Genomic DNA, 13,786 nt, shown 5'->3' with positions numbered 1-13,786 from the left:
TCCTGCACCAGATTGACAGCGACGACCACTGCAAGGGAGCGACCGACATGCCCACTGACGTGCCGACCCGCCAGACAGGCCTCCCCCGGTGGCACCACCTCGCCCTGAGCACCGCGGCTGCGCTGGCGCTGCTGGGCTGTGGCGGCAGCGGGATCGACACCCCCGCGCCGGATCCGGACCCCGTGCCGGTCCCCAGCACGGGCTACACGCTCTCCGGCGTGCTGTCCATCGCGCCGACCGCCGCCGTCGACTCCGACCTGAACGACGTCAACCAGGCGCCCTACCGCGTCAACGACCGGCCCAGCCTCGCCCAGGCGCTGGGCACACCCGTGCTGCTGAACGGCACCGTCAACCAGGCCGAAACCGGCCCGGCAGGCAACAACTTCACGCCCGGCGACCCGGACGACTACTTCCGCGTCGACCTCGTTGCCGGGCAGGTGGTCGAGCTGGAGTTCGCCAGCGACCCGGCGCAAAGCGACGTCGACCTCTACCTGTGGTCCGCCGATGGCCAGCGCATCGTCGGCGCCTCGGTCGGCGCGGACAGCCGCTTCGAGTGTGTGCAGATCACCACCAGCGGCGCCTACTTCGTCAACGTCTACGCCTACACCGGGGCCTCGATCTACAACCTGCGCATCGGCGCCCCCGGCAGCGCGGGCGCCTGCGCCGAGCGCACCACCGCCGCCCGCTTCGACCCGGCCACCTTGATGGCCCTGTCCCGCAGCGGGGCCGGCGCGCCCACGGCGCAGGCGCTCGCCGCCGTCCAGACCCGCCTGCAGGCCGCCGGTCTGCAGGCCGTCGGCGCAGACCGCCCGGGCCCGCACCTGCTGCAGCTGCCCGCTGGCACCGCCGCCCGCGCCCGCGGACTGGCCGTGCTCGCGGGACAGGCCGCGCCCCTGCGCACCCGCGCCCTGGGCCGCACGGCAAACGCCGACGCACCGGCAGATGCACCGGCAGACACCGCCGAGCCCGCCGCGCTGCTCGCCCTCAAGTACGCCAAGCGCCTGCAGGCCACGGGCGCCTACGCCTACGTCCAGCCCAACTGGGTGGACCAGCCCACGGCGCTCTGGGGCAACTTCCCGCCCGACGACCGCGGCTACAGCTACCAGCGCTGGCACTACGAGCAGATCAACCTGCCCGCCGCGATGGCCCGCATCACCGCCCTGTCCAGCCGTCCGACCCAGCGCCCGCTGGTGGCGGTGATCGACGACGGGGTCGTGCTGAACCACCCGGACCTGGCTCCGCAGCTCTTCTCCAGCGGCCGCACCTTCGCCTCCGTCAACAGCGCCGGGGATCTCGACTCCGCCACGGGCGACAACCTGCAGACCCCCGCCGACCAGCCCATCTTCCACGGCACCCATGTCGCCGGCACGGCCGCCGCCGCCACCTTCGACGCGCTCGGCGGCGCCGGCGTCGCGCCGATGGCGCAGATCCTGCCGCTGCGGGTGATCCTGCCGCGCGGGGCGCTGTCGCTCGATGTCGTGCAGGCCATGCTCTACGCTGCCGGTCTGCCCAACCGCAGCGGCCTGGTGCCCGCCCGCCGGGCCGATGTCATCAACCTGAGCCTGGGCGGTGACCGCAGCTGCGACGCCGCCTACCTCGACGCGATCGGCCGCGTGCGGGCCGCCGGGGTCGTCGTCGTGGCGGCTGCAGGCAATGGCGGCAACAACCTGGCCGTGGGCACCCCCGCCAACTGCGCAGGCGCCATCGCCGTCGGGGCGACCAATGCCCAGCGCCAGCTCACCGGCTATTCGCAGACCGGCCCCCAGATCGCCGTGGCCGCTCCGGGCGGTGACATGGGCCAGTCCAGCTCTGGCAGTGGCGCGCCGGACGGTGTCTACAGCGCCCTGGCCACCTTCGACGCCGCCGGGCGCCGCCAGGCCTCCTTCGGCCCGCTGCAGGGCACCTCGATGGCCGCGCCCCATGTGGCCGGCGTGGTCGCGCTGATGCGCTACCTCAACCCCAGCCTGGGCCCTATCGCCATCGACAGCCTGCTCGCCCAGGGCGCGTTGACCGACGACCTCGGCGCCGCCGGCCGTGACACACGCTTCGGCTGGGGCCTGGTCAATGCCCGCAAGGCGGTGGACGCCGCGCTGGCCTCGGTCGGCACCGCACCACCTGTGGCGGGCGGGGTGGTCACGGCGTCCCCGAGCGCCCTCGACTTCGGCAGCTTCCGCACCACCGCCACCGTCGAGCTGCAGGCCAGCAGCACCACGGCCGAACGGGTGCTGTCGGTCACCAGCGACCACCCGTCCGTCACTGCGCAGCCCACCGCCACCGACCCCGCCACCGGCCTGGGCACCTGGACCCTGAGCGTCGACCGCAGCCGTTTCCCCAGCAGCGGCACGTTCTATCCCCAGGTCACCGTCACGCTCGCCCCGGCCCGCAGCTTCACCGTGCAGCTCACCGTGGTGAAGACCGCCAGCGGCAGCGCGGCGACCACGGCGGATTTCGGGCCTGTCTACGTGCTGCTGATCGACCCGGACACGGGCGAGACCGTCACCGACGTGCAGGCGGTCTGGAACGCCGGCCGCTACACCTGGCGCTTCGAGGGCTGGTCCCGTCCGCGCCTGCAGGTGATGGCGGGCGGCGATCTGGACAACGACGACTTCATCTGCCAGCGCGGGGAGGCCTGCGGCGCCTACCCGCTGCTGTCGGGCGGTGGCGATCCGCCCATCCTCACGCTCAGCGGGGCCCGCACCGACCTGAACTTCGAGCTGGCGCCGCTGTCGGGCATCTCGCCCCAGAGTATCGCCAGCGCCGGTCCGGCTGCCGCCCAGGGCATTCCGCGGGCCACACGACGCTGAAGCGCAGGCGGGACACCCCCGGCCAAGCCCCGCTGTCCCACAGGGGAGGCCCCATATGGAGGGCGCGCCCCTCGGCGCGCATCCTGATGCCCATGACGCGATCCCCGCGTCCCGCACCAGGAGACCACCATGCACGCCGCCGCACCACACGACCCTCGGCACACGCTGCAACGCGCCAGCCGGCTCGCCCGGCCGCTGACCTGGGGGCTGGGCCTGGGCTGCGCGCTGGTGGTGGCGCCGGTGGCCTTCCTGCTGGTGGAAGGGGTGGCAGGGCTGCTGGTGGCGGGCACGCTGGGCCTGGCCGGCGTGCAACTGGCGCCCGTGCTGGCGATGAAGCTGGCCCATCTGCGCCTGCGGCTGATGCAGGGCGAGGCCCGCGGCAACCCGCTGCTGACGCTGGAAAACCTGCTGCTCGACCGCCGCACCGCCCTGACCCAGGCCAGCGTGCAGCTGCAGGGCGCCCTGGCGCAGATCGACGCCTTCGTCGACCAGGCGAACACCTTCGCCCTGCGCCACCCGGACGCCGCGCCCCGCTGGCGCGAGCGCGCCCAGCGCGCCGAGCAGCTGCGGGAACAGAAGAAGCGCGCGCTGCGCACCGCGGCCGAATCGGTCGCCGCCTTCGAGCAGGAGGTGGAGCGCGCCCGCACCGAGTGGGCGCTGGTCGAGGCCGAACGCGTCCTGAGCCAGTCGCTCGACGCCACCCGGGGCGATCCGATGGCGCTGCTGATGGAGCGCACCGCCCTCGACAGCGTGCGCCTGGAGATGAACCGCGCCTTCGCCAGCCTGGAGACCGCGCTGGTGACGGACCTGCACGCCCTGCCACCCTTTCCCCAGACACCCGCACCCGCAACCCCCCAGATCCTGACCCGGAGCACCCAGCCATGAAGTACTACCGCCTCATCGTCTCGCTGCTGCTGATCGCCGTGCTGACCGGTCTGTCCCTGTGGTGGAGCCAGCCCGCCGACCGCAGCGCCCCGCACGCAGCCGTGGACGTGGCCCCCATCCCGCTCGGTCACCTCCGGATCTTCGGATCCGACACCAAGGAAACACCATGAGCCCCGACACCACGGCCGTCGCCACCGCCTGGCTGCTCGCCGCCGCCTGCACCAGCGGCGTCGCCCAGACAGCCCCGTCCCCATTGCCCGTGTCCACCGGCCTGCCACAGGGCACCTACGCGACGATGTTCAAGGATCTGGCCGAGGTCTGTGGCCCTGGCACCGGACTGGCCCTGACCGACCAGCCGGCCTCGGGCTCGAACGAGTCGATCGACCGGCTGCTGCGCAACGAGGTGGCCGCGGCCTTCGTGCAGACCGACGTGCTGCACGCACGGCGCACCACCGAAGACCTCGCCCGCATCCGCGCCCTCGTGGCCCTGCACCCGGAGCCGATCCACCTGCTGGCCTTGAACGCGCCGCTGGTGGAAGGCGCCTGGCTGGGGGGCAAGCTGGGCGGACTCGGGGGCCGCGAGGTCGTGCTGCAGACGCTGGGCGACCTGGGCCAGCGCCGCGTGGGCGCCTGGGGCGGCGGTGTGGTGACGGCCCGGCTGGTGCAGCTGCAGGCCGAAGTGGACTACCGCATCACCGAGTTCAAGGGCCCCGAGGACGCGATGCAGGCCCTGCGCCAGCGCCGGATCGACGCGGTGCTGGCGGTGGGCGGCGCACCGCTGGCCTGGATGGCGGGGCTGGACCGGAGCATCAAGCTGCTGTCGGTGCCCGAGCCCTGGGTGTCGCGGCTGCGCCATGTCTACCGCCCGGCCCGGCTGACCTACAGCCACCTGGGCGCGCAGGGCGTGCCGACGGTGGCGACCGAGGCGGTGCTGGCGGTGCGGGACGTGCGATCGGCCGCGGCCGCCGCCCCGCTGCTGAAGCTGCGCAGCTGTCTGACGCAGCAGATCGACACGCTGCGCGACACCGTCGGCCGCCACAGCGCCTGGGGACAGGTGGAGCCGGGCACGGTGCCGCACTGGCCCGTGTTCGAGCGCAGCAGCGGAACCACAACGGCGAAGAACTGATCCACCTGCCAGCCCCCGCGCCCAACCACCACGGTGGCGCGCACCGGGCGACAGCGACAATCGTTCCTCTGTTCCGGAGTCCCGCATCTTGAGTTCCTCGCCCACTGCTGCATCCCCCGCCATCCGGTGGCTGGCCCGTCTGCTGGTCGTCCTGTCGCTGCTGTGTGCAGTCGGGCTGGCCCTGCTCTACCGATTCGGGCCGCCGCGCGCGGGCTGGGCCGAGCTGCTGCGCTATGTGCCCTTCCTGGCCTATGTGGTGCCAGCGGGCCTCGCGCTCGGGCTGTCCTTCCTGCTGGGCTGGGGCTGGCGGCTGGTCGCGGTGCTGGCGCTCGGGCTGATGGGCACCGTGGTCACCGACCTCTCGCTCGGCCGGGGTCGCACCGAGCTGGCACCGGACGCTCCGGGCACCCGCACCGTGCGCTTCATGACCTACAACATCAAGTCCTACCGCGCAGTGTTCCGCCACGGCGGCTTCGTGCCGCTGAACAACGAGATCGAACAGCACCAGCCCGACATCCTCGTGATGCAGGACGCCCGCGAGGTATCGCGCCGCGGGGATCTGCCCTACGGCATGCGCGAGGTGCTGCCGAAGCACAAGCTCTACGCCTACGGGGAGTACGCCGTCGCCAGCCGCTTCCCGATCAGCGGCTGCGCACCGGCAGACATGTCCTTCCGTGGCGAGAAACACGAGTACGTGCGCTGCACCGTGGACATCGACGGCACCACCCTCGATCTCGTCACCACCCACCTGCTGACCCCGCGCGAGGGGCTGAACGCCACCCGTGAAGAACGCCTGGGCGGTCTGGACGACTGGAACACCAACTTCGCCGACCGCATGACGCAGGCCGACCGCATCGCCGGGGCGCTGGCACCGCTGCGCCGGCCCACCATCGTCGCCGGTGACCTGAACGCACCGGAGCACTCGGCCGTCGTGCAGACCTTGCTTGGCATCGGTCTGCGCAACGCCTTCTCGCTGGGCGGCATCGGCTGGGGCTTCACGCACGGCCACTCGCTCAAGCCGGGCGTGAGCTTCCTGCGCATCGACCACATCCTGGTGAGCCCGGAGATCGGCGTGCGCGAGGCCTGGGTCGGCTGGCGCGGCGGCTCGGAGCACCGGCCGGTGGTGGCCGATCTGGTGATCCCCACGCAGGCGGCCAAGCCATGACCGACCACGCTGCGCCTGAAGTTATCCACAGCGCGTTCTACCGCTTCACCCGGCTCGACGACCCCGCCGCCACCGCCGAAGCGCTGCGGGCATGCAGCCGCGACACCGGCGTGCTCGGCAGCCTCGTCGTCGCGACCGAAGGCCTGAGCGGCGTGGTCGCCGGCCCGGCGGCCGCGGTGACCGCCTTCGAGGCGGCGCTGACCGGCGCCCCGGTGTTCGGCGGAGCCTTCGCCGGCCTGCACTTCAAGCGCAGCCTGTGCATCACCGCGCCGTTCGCCCGCATGAAGGTCCACGTCAAGCCGGAGATCGTCGCCCTCGGCCTGCCCGCCATCAGCGGCCTCGACGAAACCCCCGCCCAGCGCGCCGCGACCCACCTCAGCCCCGCCGCCTGGCGCGCGTTGCTCACAGACGAGGACGTGGTGGTGCTGGACAACCGCAACCGCTTCGAGTGGCGGCTCGGGCATTTCCGGGGCGCGGCTGATCCGGGTGTGGACAACTTTCGGGACTTTGCCGACTGGGTGCGCACACAGGCACCTCTGTGGAAAACCTGTGGACAACGTGTGGCGATGTACTGCACCGGCGGCATCCGCTGCGAGAAGACGGGGGTGTGGATGCGCGAAGCACTCGGGCTGGAGGTGTTCCAGCTCGACGGCGGCATCCTGAACTACCTGCAGCAGACCGCCACCGCGCCGGAACCCGACGACCTCTGGCGCGGCGAGTGCTTCGTGTTCGACAACCGCATCGCGCTGGACGCCCAACTGCGCGAGACCGCCACCACCGCCGAGCAGGTCTACGACCCGGCGCAGCCCGACGAAGCCTGGCGGCTCGCACGCGCCCGCCGGCTCGACACGGCCAGCGGCGCATGAGCCGCGCCCGGCCCGCCTGGACGCCGCCGATGCGCGACGGCGTGAGCGCCAGCCGCGTGGCCGTCACGCCGGGGCCTTGGCAGACGGTTCTGGAATTTCTTGTCCACAGGTTATCCGCAATTCCGGAAACGGGCTGGCGCGCGCGGCTCGGGCGCGGCGAGGTACTCGATGCGCAGGGTCAGCCTCTCGCAGCCGATGCCCCCTGCGTTGTCCACAGCACGCTCTGGTACTGGCGCACGCTGGACACACCCGAGCCGCGCATCCCGTTCGAGGCGGAGATCCTGTTCCAGGACGACTGGCTGCTGGCGGTGGACAAACCGCATTTCCTGCCGATGACGCCCAAGGGGCGCTATGTGCAGGAGACGCTGCTGGTGCGGCTGAAGCGGCTGACCGGGATCGAGACGCTGGTGCCGATGCACCGGCTGGACCGGGAAACCGCTGGAGTCGTGCTGTTCTCCATCCGACCGGAGACGCGGCATGCCTACCAGTCCATGTTCCGCGACCGGGTTGTCCACAAGGTGTACGAGGCGGTGGCGCCTTGGAATGCCGAGTTATCCACAACCCTGCCGCTGGAGCGCCGCAGCCGGCTGGCCGAGCGCGAGGACGCCTTCATGCAGATGCAGGAGGTGGACGGCGAGCCGAACGCCGTGACGCGCATCGCGTTGATCGAGCGCCACGGCCCGCTGGCCCGCTACCGCCTGACGCCGCAGACGGGGCAGAAGCACCAGCTGCGGGTGCACCTGAACGCGCTGGGCATCCCGATCGTCGGCGACCGGATCTATCCCGTGCTGCAGCCGGATCTGGCACCCGGCGCCGAGCCGGACTACACGGAGCCGCTGCGGCTGCTGGCGCGGGAGATCGCGTTCATGGATCCGGTGACGGGGGCGGCGCGGCGCTTCGAGAGTCGGCGCGTGCTGCCTGTGGATAACCCTGGGATCACGCCATCGACGGCTTGAGGAAGATGTCCTTGTCCGGGAAGAACTGCGTGTGCAGCGGCAGCAGCGAGCCGCCCAGCGCGCGGGCGTGGGCGCCGACGCGGCCGGCCAGCAGCGCGGGCTGGTGCATGCCGTCGAACTTGTAGGCGGCCAGCCGCTCGCGGGTGCGCTGCAGCAGTGCGTCGATCAGCGGGCGCGCCAGCGAGCCGTCGATGACGACGGCGTCCAGGTCCAGCATGGCCGCGCTGCTGGCCACCGTCATCGCCAGCGCCAGCCCGGCCTGCTCCAGCCAGGGCTCGGTGTAGACCGCGTAGGCGTGGTCCATGATCGTGTTCTGCTGCACCAGCAGCGGATCCAGCCCCGCCCTGAGCAAGGCCTGTTCGAGCTGCCAGCCGGACGCGACTTCGAGCAACTGCTGCGGTGCCGCACCGTCGCGCGCCACACCGACCGGCAAGGAGCCGATGGCGCCCGCATTGCCGCGGTGGCCGATGTCGATGTGGCCCGACAGCACGAGGCCGCCGCCGACAAAGGTACCGACGAAGACATAGAGGAAGCTGCGCACGTTCTGGCCGTGGCCCTGCAGCAGCTCGGCCACGCAGGCGGCCGTCGTGTCCTTGGCGAAGCTCACCGGCAGGTGGGTCAGCGCCTCGACCTCCTGCTTGAGGTCCATGTGCTGCCAGCCGGCCAGCGCGTTGTGGGCCTGCGAGCCGAGCAGGCTCGACCACTTGTCCATCGACAGCGGCGCCGTCAGCCCCAGGCCCACCACACGGCTCCACAGCGGGCCGAGCTGGGTCTGCAGCGCATCCAGCCCCTGCTGGATGCAGGGCAGCACCTGCGCCGGATCGGGATAGGCGTAGTGGAATTCATGGCGGAAGCGCACCTTGCCGACGAAGTCGCAGGCCAGCACTTCGAGGCTGCGCCGGCCGACCTGCACGCCCAGGCTGATCGCGCCATCCGGGTCGAGCGACAGCGGCACCGAGGGCTGGCCGATCTTGCCGCGGATGCGCTCCTGCTTGATGAGCAACCCATCGTCGAGCAGCCGGCTGACGATGACCGAGACCGTCTGCGACGAGAGCTGCGTCAGCCGGGCGAGGTCGGCCTTCGGGATCGCGCCATGCAGGCGAATGGCCTGCAGCACGATGCGCTCGTTGAACTGGCGCATGCCGGTGTGGTTGGAGCCGCGAACGGCCCGTTCATCGGCTTCGAAGGGCGTGGTCATCTGGTGCATCGGGATCGGGTTCAGGGAGTGGCAACGGGCTCCCGCACCAGCCGGGCCGGATCGATCGCCCCAGTGATGAGGCCGACGATCTGCTCGGGGTGGGTGTGGCGCGTCTCCAGGTTCGCAATGATGCGCCCTTGGCGGAAGACCCAGATGCGGTCGACGAGATCGAAGACCTGGCGCAGGTTGTGGCTGATGATGATGAGCGGGATGGCGCGCTGCTTCAGTCCCTTGATGATCTGCTCGACACGGGCCGTTTCCTGTACGCCGAGTGCGGCGGTCGGCTCGTCGAGGATGATGAGCTTCTTGGCAAACCCCGCCGCCCGCGCAATGGCCACGCACTGGCGCTGCCCGCCCGACATGCCGCGCAGGCTCTCGCTCAGGTCCTGGATCTTCACGCCGGTGGTGGACAGCATCTCGACCGACTGGGCGCGCATCGCCTTGTGGTTCAGGATCGACAGCGGCCCCAGCGACAGCCGCGTGATCTCGCGGCCCAGGAAGATGTTGGCCGGCACGTCGAGGTCTTCGGCCAGCGCGAGCGTCTGGTAGACGGTCTCGATGCCCTGCTCGCGGGCATCCAGCGGAGAATCGAAGCGGACCGGCTGGCCGTCGAGCGCGATGGTGCCGCTGTTGGGCTGTTCCACGCCGGTGATGAGGCGCACGAAGGTGCTCTTGCCCGCGCCGTTGTCGCCCACGATCGCGGCGTGTTCACCCGGAGCCAGCGAGAACTGCGCATCCGTCAGCGCCTTCACGCCGCCGTAGTGCTTGGTCAGACCGCTGATCTCCAGCACGGGCCGCGGGGTGTTCGTGGAAAGGGCCATGGCGGGACGTCCTTGACAGTCAGGGAAGATGGCACCGAGGATGCCCCAGAGCCCAGGGCAGCGCATGAGTAAATCACCTAAGTTTACTTACAGGGCGGAGGCGCATCCAATGCACGTCACCGCAGGTTGACCCTGACGCGGCCACCGGGCCGGACCTGCTGGACACCCCACCATCGATTCCGAGCATCCATTCCTGGAGACAAGCCATGTCATTCCATCGCACCCTGGGCCGTCTGGCGGCAGTCATGTTCACCGCGGGCCTGATGATGTCGGCCGCACAGGCGCAGACCATCGCCTACATCACCAACGGCAACACCAACGAAGGCTGGACGCTGATCAACGGCGGCGCCAAGGATGCGGCGAAGAAGGCCGGGGTCAAGTTCATCGAGCTGGCCGCTGAAAAGGGCGAGCTGTCCAAGCAGCTGGCGATCGTGGAGGACATGATCACCCGCAAGGTCAACGCCATCGCCATCGCCCCGGTCGACAGCGCGGGCATTGCCCCGGCGATCAACAAGGCCATGGCCGCCGGCATCCACGTCGTCGCCGTGGACACTGGCATCACCGGCGCCAAGATCACCAGCTACGTCGCCACCGACAACATCAAGGCGGCGAACGTGCAAGGTTCGTGGGCGGCTGACCAGATCAAGGACGGCGACACCGTCATCTACGTGACCGGCGACCAGGGCCAGTCCACCGGCCGCGAGCGCCGTGAAGGCTTCCTGCAGGGCCTGAACGCCAAGCGCAAGAGCGTCAAGGTGGTCGACGTGCCGACGACCTGGGACCAGACCATGGCCCAGAACGGCGTCGAAGCCGCGCTGCGCACCAACCCGGGCGCCAAGGTCATCGCCTGCGCCTGGGACGGCGGCGCGCTCGGCGCCAAGGCCGCGATGCTGTCGGCGGGCCTGAAGCCCGGCTCGATCAAGATCGCCGGCTTCGACGGCTCGCCCGGCGGCCTGGACATGATGAAGGACGGCTGGCAGCAGGCCAACGCCGCCCAGATGCTGGCCAAGATCGGCGCCGTCGGCGTGGAAACCGCCATCGCTGCGGCCAACGGCAAGAAGGTCGATGCCCGCATCGACACCGGCAGCTTCCTGGTCCTGCCGTCCAACGTCGACCAGTTCGCCAAGGACTCCGGCGTCGGCCAGTTCATGAAGAAGAAGTGATCCGTCGATTCGACTGATCAGGCTGAATCCGTGACACGACGGCCGGGCCTCTGAGGTCCGGCCGTTGCTGTTTCCAAGCCCTGAAACCTGACTGAAACTCGGACAAAGAGCCATGCGCTACATCACACGACAAGAGTGGTACGGGGCCCTGGTCGCCGTGCTGGTGCTGGGGGTGTTCCTGTCGATCGCCTCGCCGTATTTCCTGAGCGGTCGCAACCTGAGCAACATCCTGGTGCAGGCGTCGGTGATCGCGCTGCTGGCCGGGGGGCAGACCTTCGTGATCCTGACCGGCGGGGTCGACCTGGCGGTTGGCGCGCTGACCGCCCTGGCGGGCGCGGTGGCCGGCTACATGATGGTCAAGCTGGGCATCAACCCGTATCTGGCGATCCTGGCCGCGGTCGGCATCGGCGCGGCCGTTGGTCTCTTCAACGGCTATCTTGTCGCCTTCGTCGGCATTCCGTCGTTCATCGTCACATTGGGTGGGCTGACGCTGTGGCGCGGTCTGGCGTTCGAATCGACCGGCGGCTTCGACATGGCGGGCCTGCCCGAGCCCTTCCCCTTCATCGGCAACGGCGATCTGTTCCGCATTCCGATGCCGATCATCGTGATGGTGCTGTTCTACGCGCTGATGGGCTTCATCCTGTCAAGCACCAAGCTCGGCCGCTACGTCTACGCCATCGGCTCCAACGAGATGGGCGCGCGCCAGGTCGGCATCAACATCCGCTGGTACAAGCTGGGCGTCTACCTGGTGTCGGGGCTGTCGTGCGCGCTGGCGGCGATCGTGCTGATGGGCCGCATGGACTCGTCGAGCGGCAAGATGGCGCAGATGTTCGAGCTGGACGCGATCGCGGCCGTGATTCTGGGCGGCACCTCGCTGTTCGGCGGACGCGGCAGCCTCTGGGGCAGCCTGCTGGGCGCGATCCTGATCGGCATGATCCGCAACGGCATGAACCTGCTGGAGGTCTCGCAGTTCAAGCAGATGATGGCCATCGGCGCAGTGGTGATCCTCGCGGTGTGGATCGACGTGATCCGGCGCAAGCGGCTGCTGCGCAAATAATGGCGCCATGCGAGGACTCCCGTGACCCAGCCATTCCACCTTTACCTTGACAGTGCCGACCTGCCCGCGCTACGCCAGTGCCTGCCGCATCCGGTGGTGCATGGCGTGACAACCAACCCGACGCTGTTGAAGCGGGCGGGTGTCACCTGGGACGCCCTGCCCGGCCTGCTGACGACGCTGCTGCGGCTGGGCGCGCAGCAGGTGCAGGCGCAGGTCCGCTCGTCCGATGTGGACGGCATGCTGGCCGACGCCGAGACGCTGCTGCGGCCCTTCGATGCGGGCCAGCTCGTCGTGAAGATCCCGGCCACGCGCGCCGGGCTGACCGCCGGCGCGGCCCTCACCGCCCGCGGCGTGCCGGTGACCTACACGGCGGTCTACGCGCTGGAGCAGGCGCACTTTGCCGCCCAACTCGGCGCGGCCTACGCGGCGCCCTACCTGGGCCGACTCAACGACTCGGGCGTGGACGGCCTCGCGCTGATCGGCCGGATGCAGGCGCTGGTGGCCGCCAGCGGCGCGCCGATGCGGCTGCTGGTGGCCAGCATCCGCAGCCGGCAGGCCTACCTCGACCTGCTCGCCCTCGGCGTCGGCAGCATCACGATTCCGCCCGCGCTGTTCGCCGAGCTGATGGACCATGAGGCGACGATCGCGGCGGAGCGCGGGTTCCTGGCGGACGCCGCCGGCTGACGGTGGAGGAAGGCGGGCGCGCGCTTCAGGCGTTGACGTCCACGACCACCCGCCCGCGGACCTTCCCGGCCAAGATATCCACAGCCACCGCCGGCGCCTCGGCCAGCCCGACCGTGCGGGTCATCGACGCCAGCTTGGCGAGGTCCAGATCCGTCGCCAGCCGCGCCCAGGCCTGCTGCCGGCGCGCCGTCGGGCACATCACCGAGTCCACGCCCAGCAGCCGCACGCCGCGCAGGATGAAGGGCGCGACGCTTGTGGACAAGTCCATGCCTTGCGCCAATCCACAGGCTGCGACCGCGCCGCCGTAGCGGGTCTGCGCCAGCGCGTTGGCGAGGGTGTGCGAGCCGACCGAATCGACGACACCGGCCCAGCGCTCCTTCTGCAGCGGCTTGCCGGCTGTGGATAACCCAGCCCGGTCGATCACCTCGGCAGCGCCGAGCGCGCGCAGGTACTCGGCTTCGTCGAGTTTTCCGGTGGACGCCACGACCCGGTAGCCAAGGCTGGCGAGCAGCGCGAGGGCCACGCTGCCCACGCCGCCGCTGGCGCCCGTGACGAGGATCTCGCCGCTTTCAGGGCGCAATCCGGCGTCTTCGAGCGCCATCACGCAGAGCATCGCGGTGTAGCCGGCCGTGCCGATGGCCATCGCCTGGGCTGTGGATAACCCTGCAGGGCGGGCGATCAGCCAGTCGCCCCTCAGACGCGCCTTCTGCGACAGACAGCCCCAGTGGGTCTCGCCGACACCCCATCCATTGTGGATAACCTGGTCACCGACCTGCCAGCGCGGGTTTGTGGATAACTCGACCGTGCCCGCGCCGTCGATGCCCGGCACCATCGGCCACTGGCGCACGACCGGGCTGCGGTTCGTCAGCGCGAGACCGTCCTTGTAGTTGATCGTCGAGTGGTCGAGACGGATGACGACGTTGGCATCGCCCGTGTGGGCGACCAGCTCGTCGTCGGTCAGGTCGTCGCGCAGACGGGCCGCGAAGGCGCCGTCGGTCTTGGTGAGGTACAGGGCGGTGAAGGGCATGGCGGTCTCCGGGGTGGTGGGTGTGGCTCCAGCC

The 13,786-nt window shown here is 70.4% G+C and carries 13 protein-coding genes; 10 read left to right on the top strand and 3 right to left on the bottom strand.

The window, feature by feature from the left end; translation table 11 throughout:
• Nucleotides 1-47: 47 nt before the first annotated feature.
• The 7 genes from U5O44_RS11435 (at nt 48) to U5O44_RS11405 (ending at nt 7,802) form a co-directional block, all read left to right on the top strand.
• Nucleotides 48-2,804, top strand: coding sequence for a S8 family serine peptidase (locus tag U5O44_RS11435; RefSeq protein WP_322588606.1), 2,757 nt, complete (start codon nt 48-50; stop codon nt 2,802-2,804).
• A gap of 129 nt (nt 2,805-2,933) precedes the next feature.
• Nucleotides 2,934-3,689, top strand: coding sequence for a hypothetical protein (locus U5O44_RS11430; protein WP_322588605.1), 756 nt, complete (start codon nt 2,934-2,936; stop codon nt 3,687-3,689).
• Nucleotides 3,686-3,859 carry a hypothetical protein gene (locus tag U5O44_RS11425; protein WP_322588604.1) on the top strand — a complete coding sequence of 58 codons (174 nt, stop codon included), beginning with the start codon at nt 3,686-3,688 and terminating at the stop codon, nt 3,857-3,859. Before U5O44_RS11430 ends, U5O44_RS11425 begins: the two co-directional genes overlap by 4 nt.
• Entirely contained in the window at nt 3,856-4,815 is a 960-nt protein-coding gene (locus U5O44_RS11420) for a TAXI family TRAP transporter solute-binding subunit (RefSeq protein WP_322588603.1), read from the top strand. The genes U5O44_RS11425 and U5O44_RS11420 overlap by 4 nt, the downstream gene beginning before the upstream one ends.
• Nucleotides 4,816-4,903: 88 nt before the next feature.
• Nucleotides 4,904-5,980, top strand: coding sequence for an endonuclease/exonuclease/phosphatase family protein (locus tag U5O44_RS11415; protein WP_322588602.1), 1,077 nt, complete (start codon nt 4,904-4,906; stop codon nt 5,978-5,980).
• On the top strand, nt 5,977-6,846 hold the full coding sequence (gene trhO, locus U5O44_RS11410; protein ID WP_322588601.1) for an oxygen-dependent tRNA uridine(34) hydroxylase TrhO: 870 nt from the start codon (nt 5,977-5,979) through the stop codon (nt 6,844-6,846). Before U5O44_RS11415 ends, trhO begins: the two co-directional genes overlap by 4 nt.
• Nucleotides 6,843-7,802, top strand: coding sequence for a pseudouridine synthase (locus tag U5O44_RS11405; protein WP_322588600.1), 960 nt, complete (start codon nt 6,843-6,845; stop codon nt 7,800-7,802). Before trhO ends, U5O44_RS11405 begins: the two co-directional genes overlap by 4 nt.
• Here the strand turns inward: U5O44_RS11405 and U5O44_RS11400 are convergent.
• On the bottom strand, nt 7,783-9,009 hold the full coding sequence (locus tag U5O44_RS11400; RefSeq protein ID WP_322588599.1) for an ROK family transcriptional regulator: 1,227 nt from the start codon (nt 9,007-9,009) through the stop codon (nt 7,783-7,785). The genes U5O44_RS11405 and U5O44_RS11400 overlap by 20 nt on opposite strands.
• A gap of 11 nt (nt 9,010-9,020) precedes the next feature.
• Nucleotides 9,021-9,821 (bottom strand): ATP-binding cassette domain-containing protein, encoded by an 801-nt coding sequence (locus U5O44_RS11395; protein WP_322588598.1) that lies wholly within the window; start codon nt 9,819-9,821, stop codon nt 9,021-9,023.
• A gap of 206 nt (nt 9,822-10,027) precedes the next feature.
• Here U5O44_RS11395 and U5O44_RS11390 point away from each other — a divergent pair, with 206 nt between their 5' ends.
• From U5O44_RS11390 to U5O44_RS11380, 3 genes are all read left to right on the top strand, one after another.
• Nucleotides 10,028-10,984: a sugar ABC transporter substrate-binding protein gene (locus tag U5O44_RS11390; RefSeq protein ID WP_322588597.1), complete on the top strand. Its 957-nt coding sequence runs from the start codon at nt 10,028-10,030 to the stop codon at nt 10,982-10,984.
• 112 nt (nt 10,985-11,096) lie between these two features.
• Entirely contained in the window at nt 11,097-12,041 is a 945-nt protein-coding gene (locus U5O44_RS11385) for an ABC transporter permease (RefSeq protein WP_322588596.1), read from the top strand.
• Nucleotides 12,042-12,062: 21 nt separating this feature from the next.
• The gene (locus U5O44_RS11380; RefSeq protein ID WP_322588595.1) at nt 12,063-12,725 is read left to right on the top strand and encodes a transaldolase family protein; all 663 of its coding nucleotides are present in this window, start codon (nt 12,063-12,065) and stop codon (nt 12,723-12,725) included.
• Nucleotides 12,726-12,750: 25 nt separating this feature from the next.
• Here the strand turns inward: U5O44_RS11380 and acuI are convergent, their stop codons facing one another.
• Complete coding sequence (gene acuI, locus U5O44_RS11375) at nt 12,751-13,752, bottom strand: acrylyl-CoA reductase (NADPH) (protein ID WP_322588594.1); 1,002 nt, start codon at nt 13,750-13,752, stop codon at nt 12,751-12,753.
• Nucleotides 13,753-13,786: the final 34 nt, after the last annotated feature.

Source organism: Sphaerotilus sp. (assembly GCF_034519685.1).
Lineage (GTDB): Bacteria > Pseudomonadota > Gammaproteobacteria > Burkholderiales > Burkholderiaceae_C > Sphaerotilus.
This window is presented reverse-complemented; position numbering and strand designations above follow the sequence as displayed.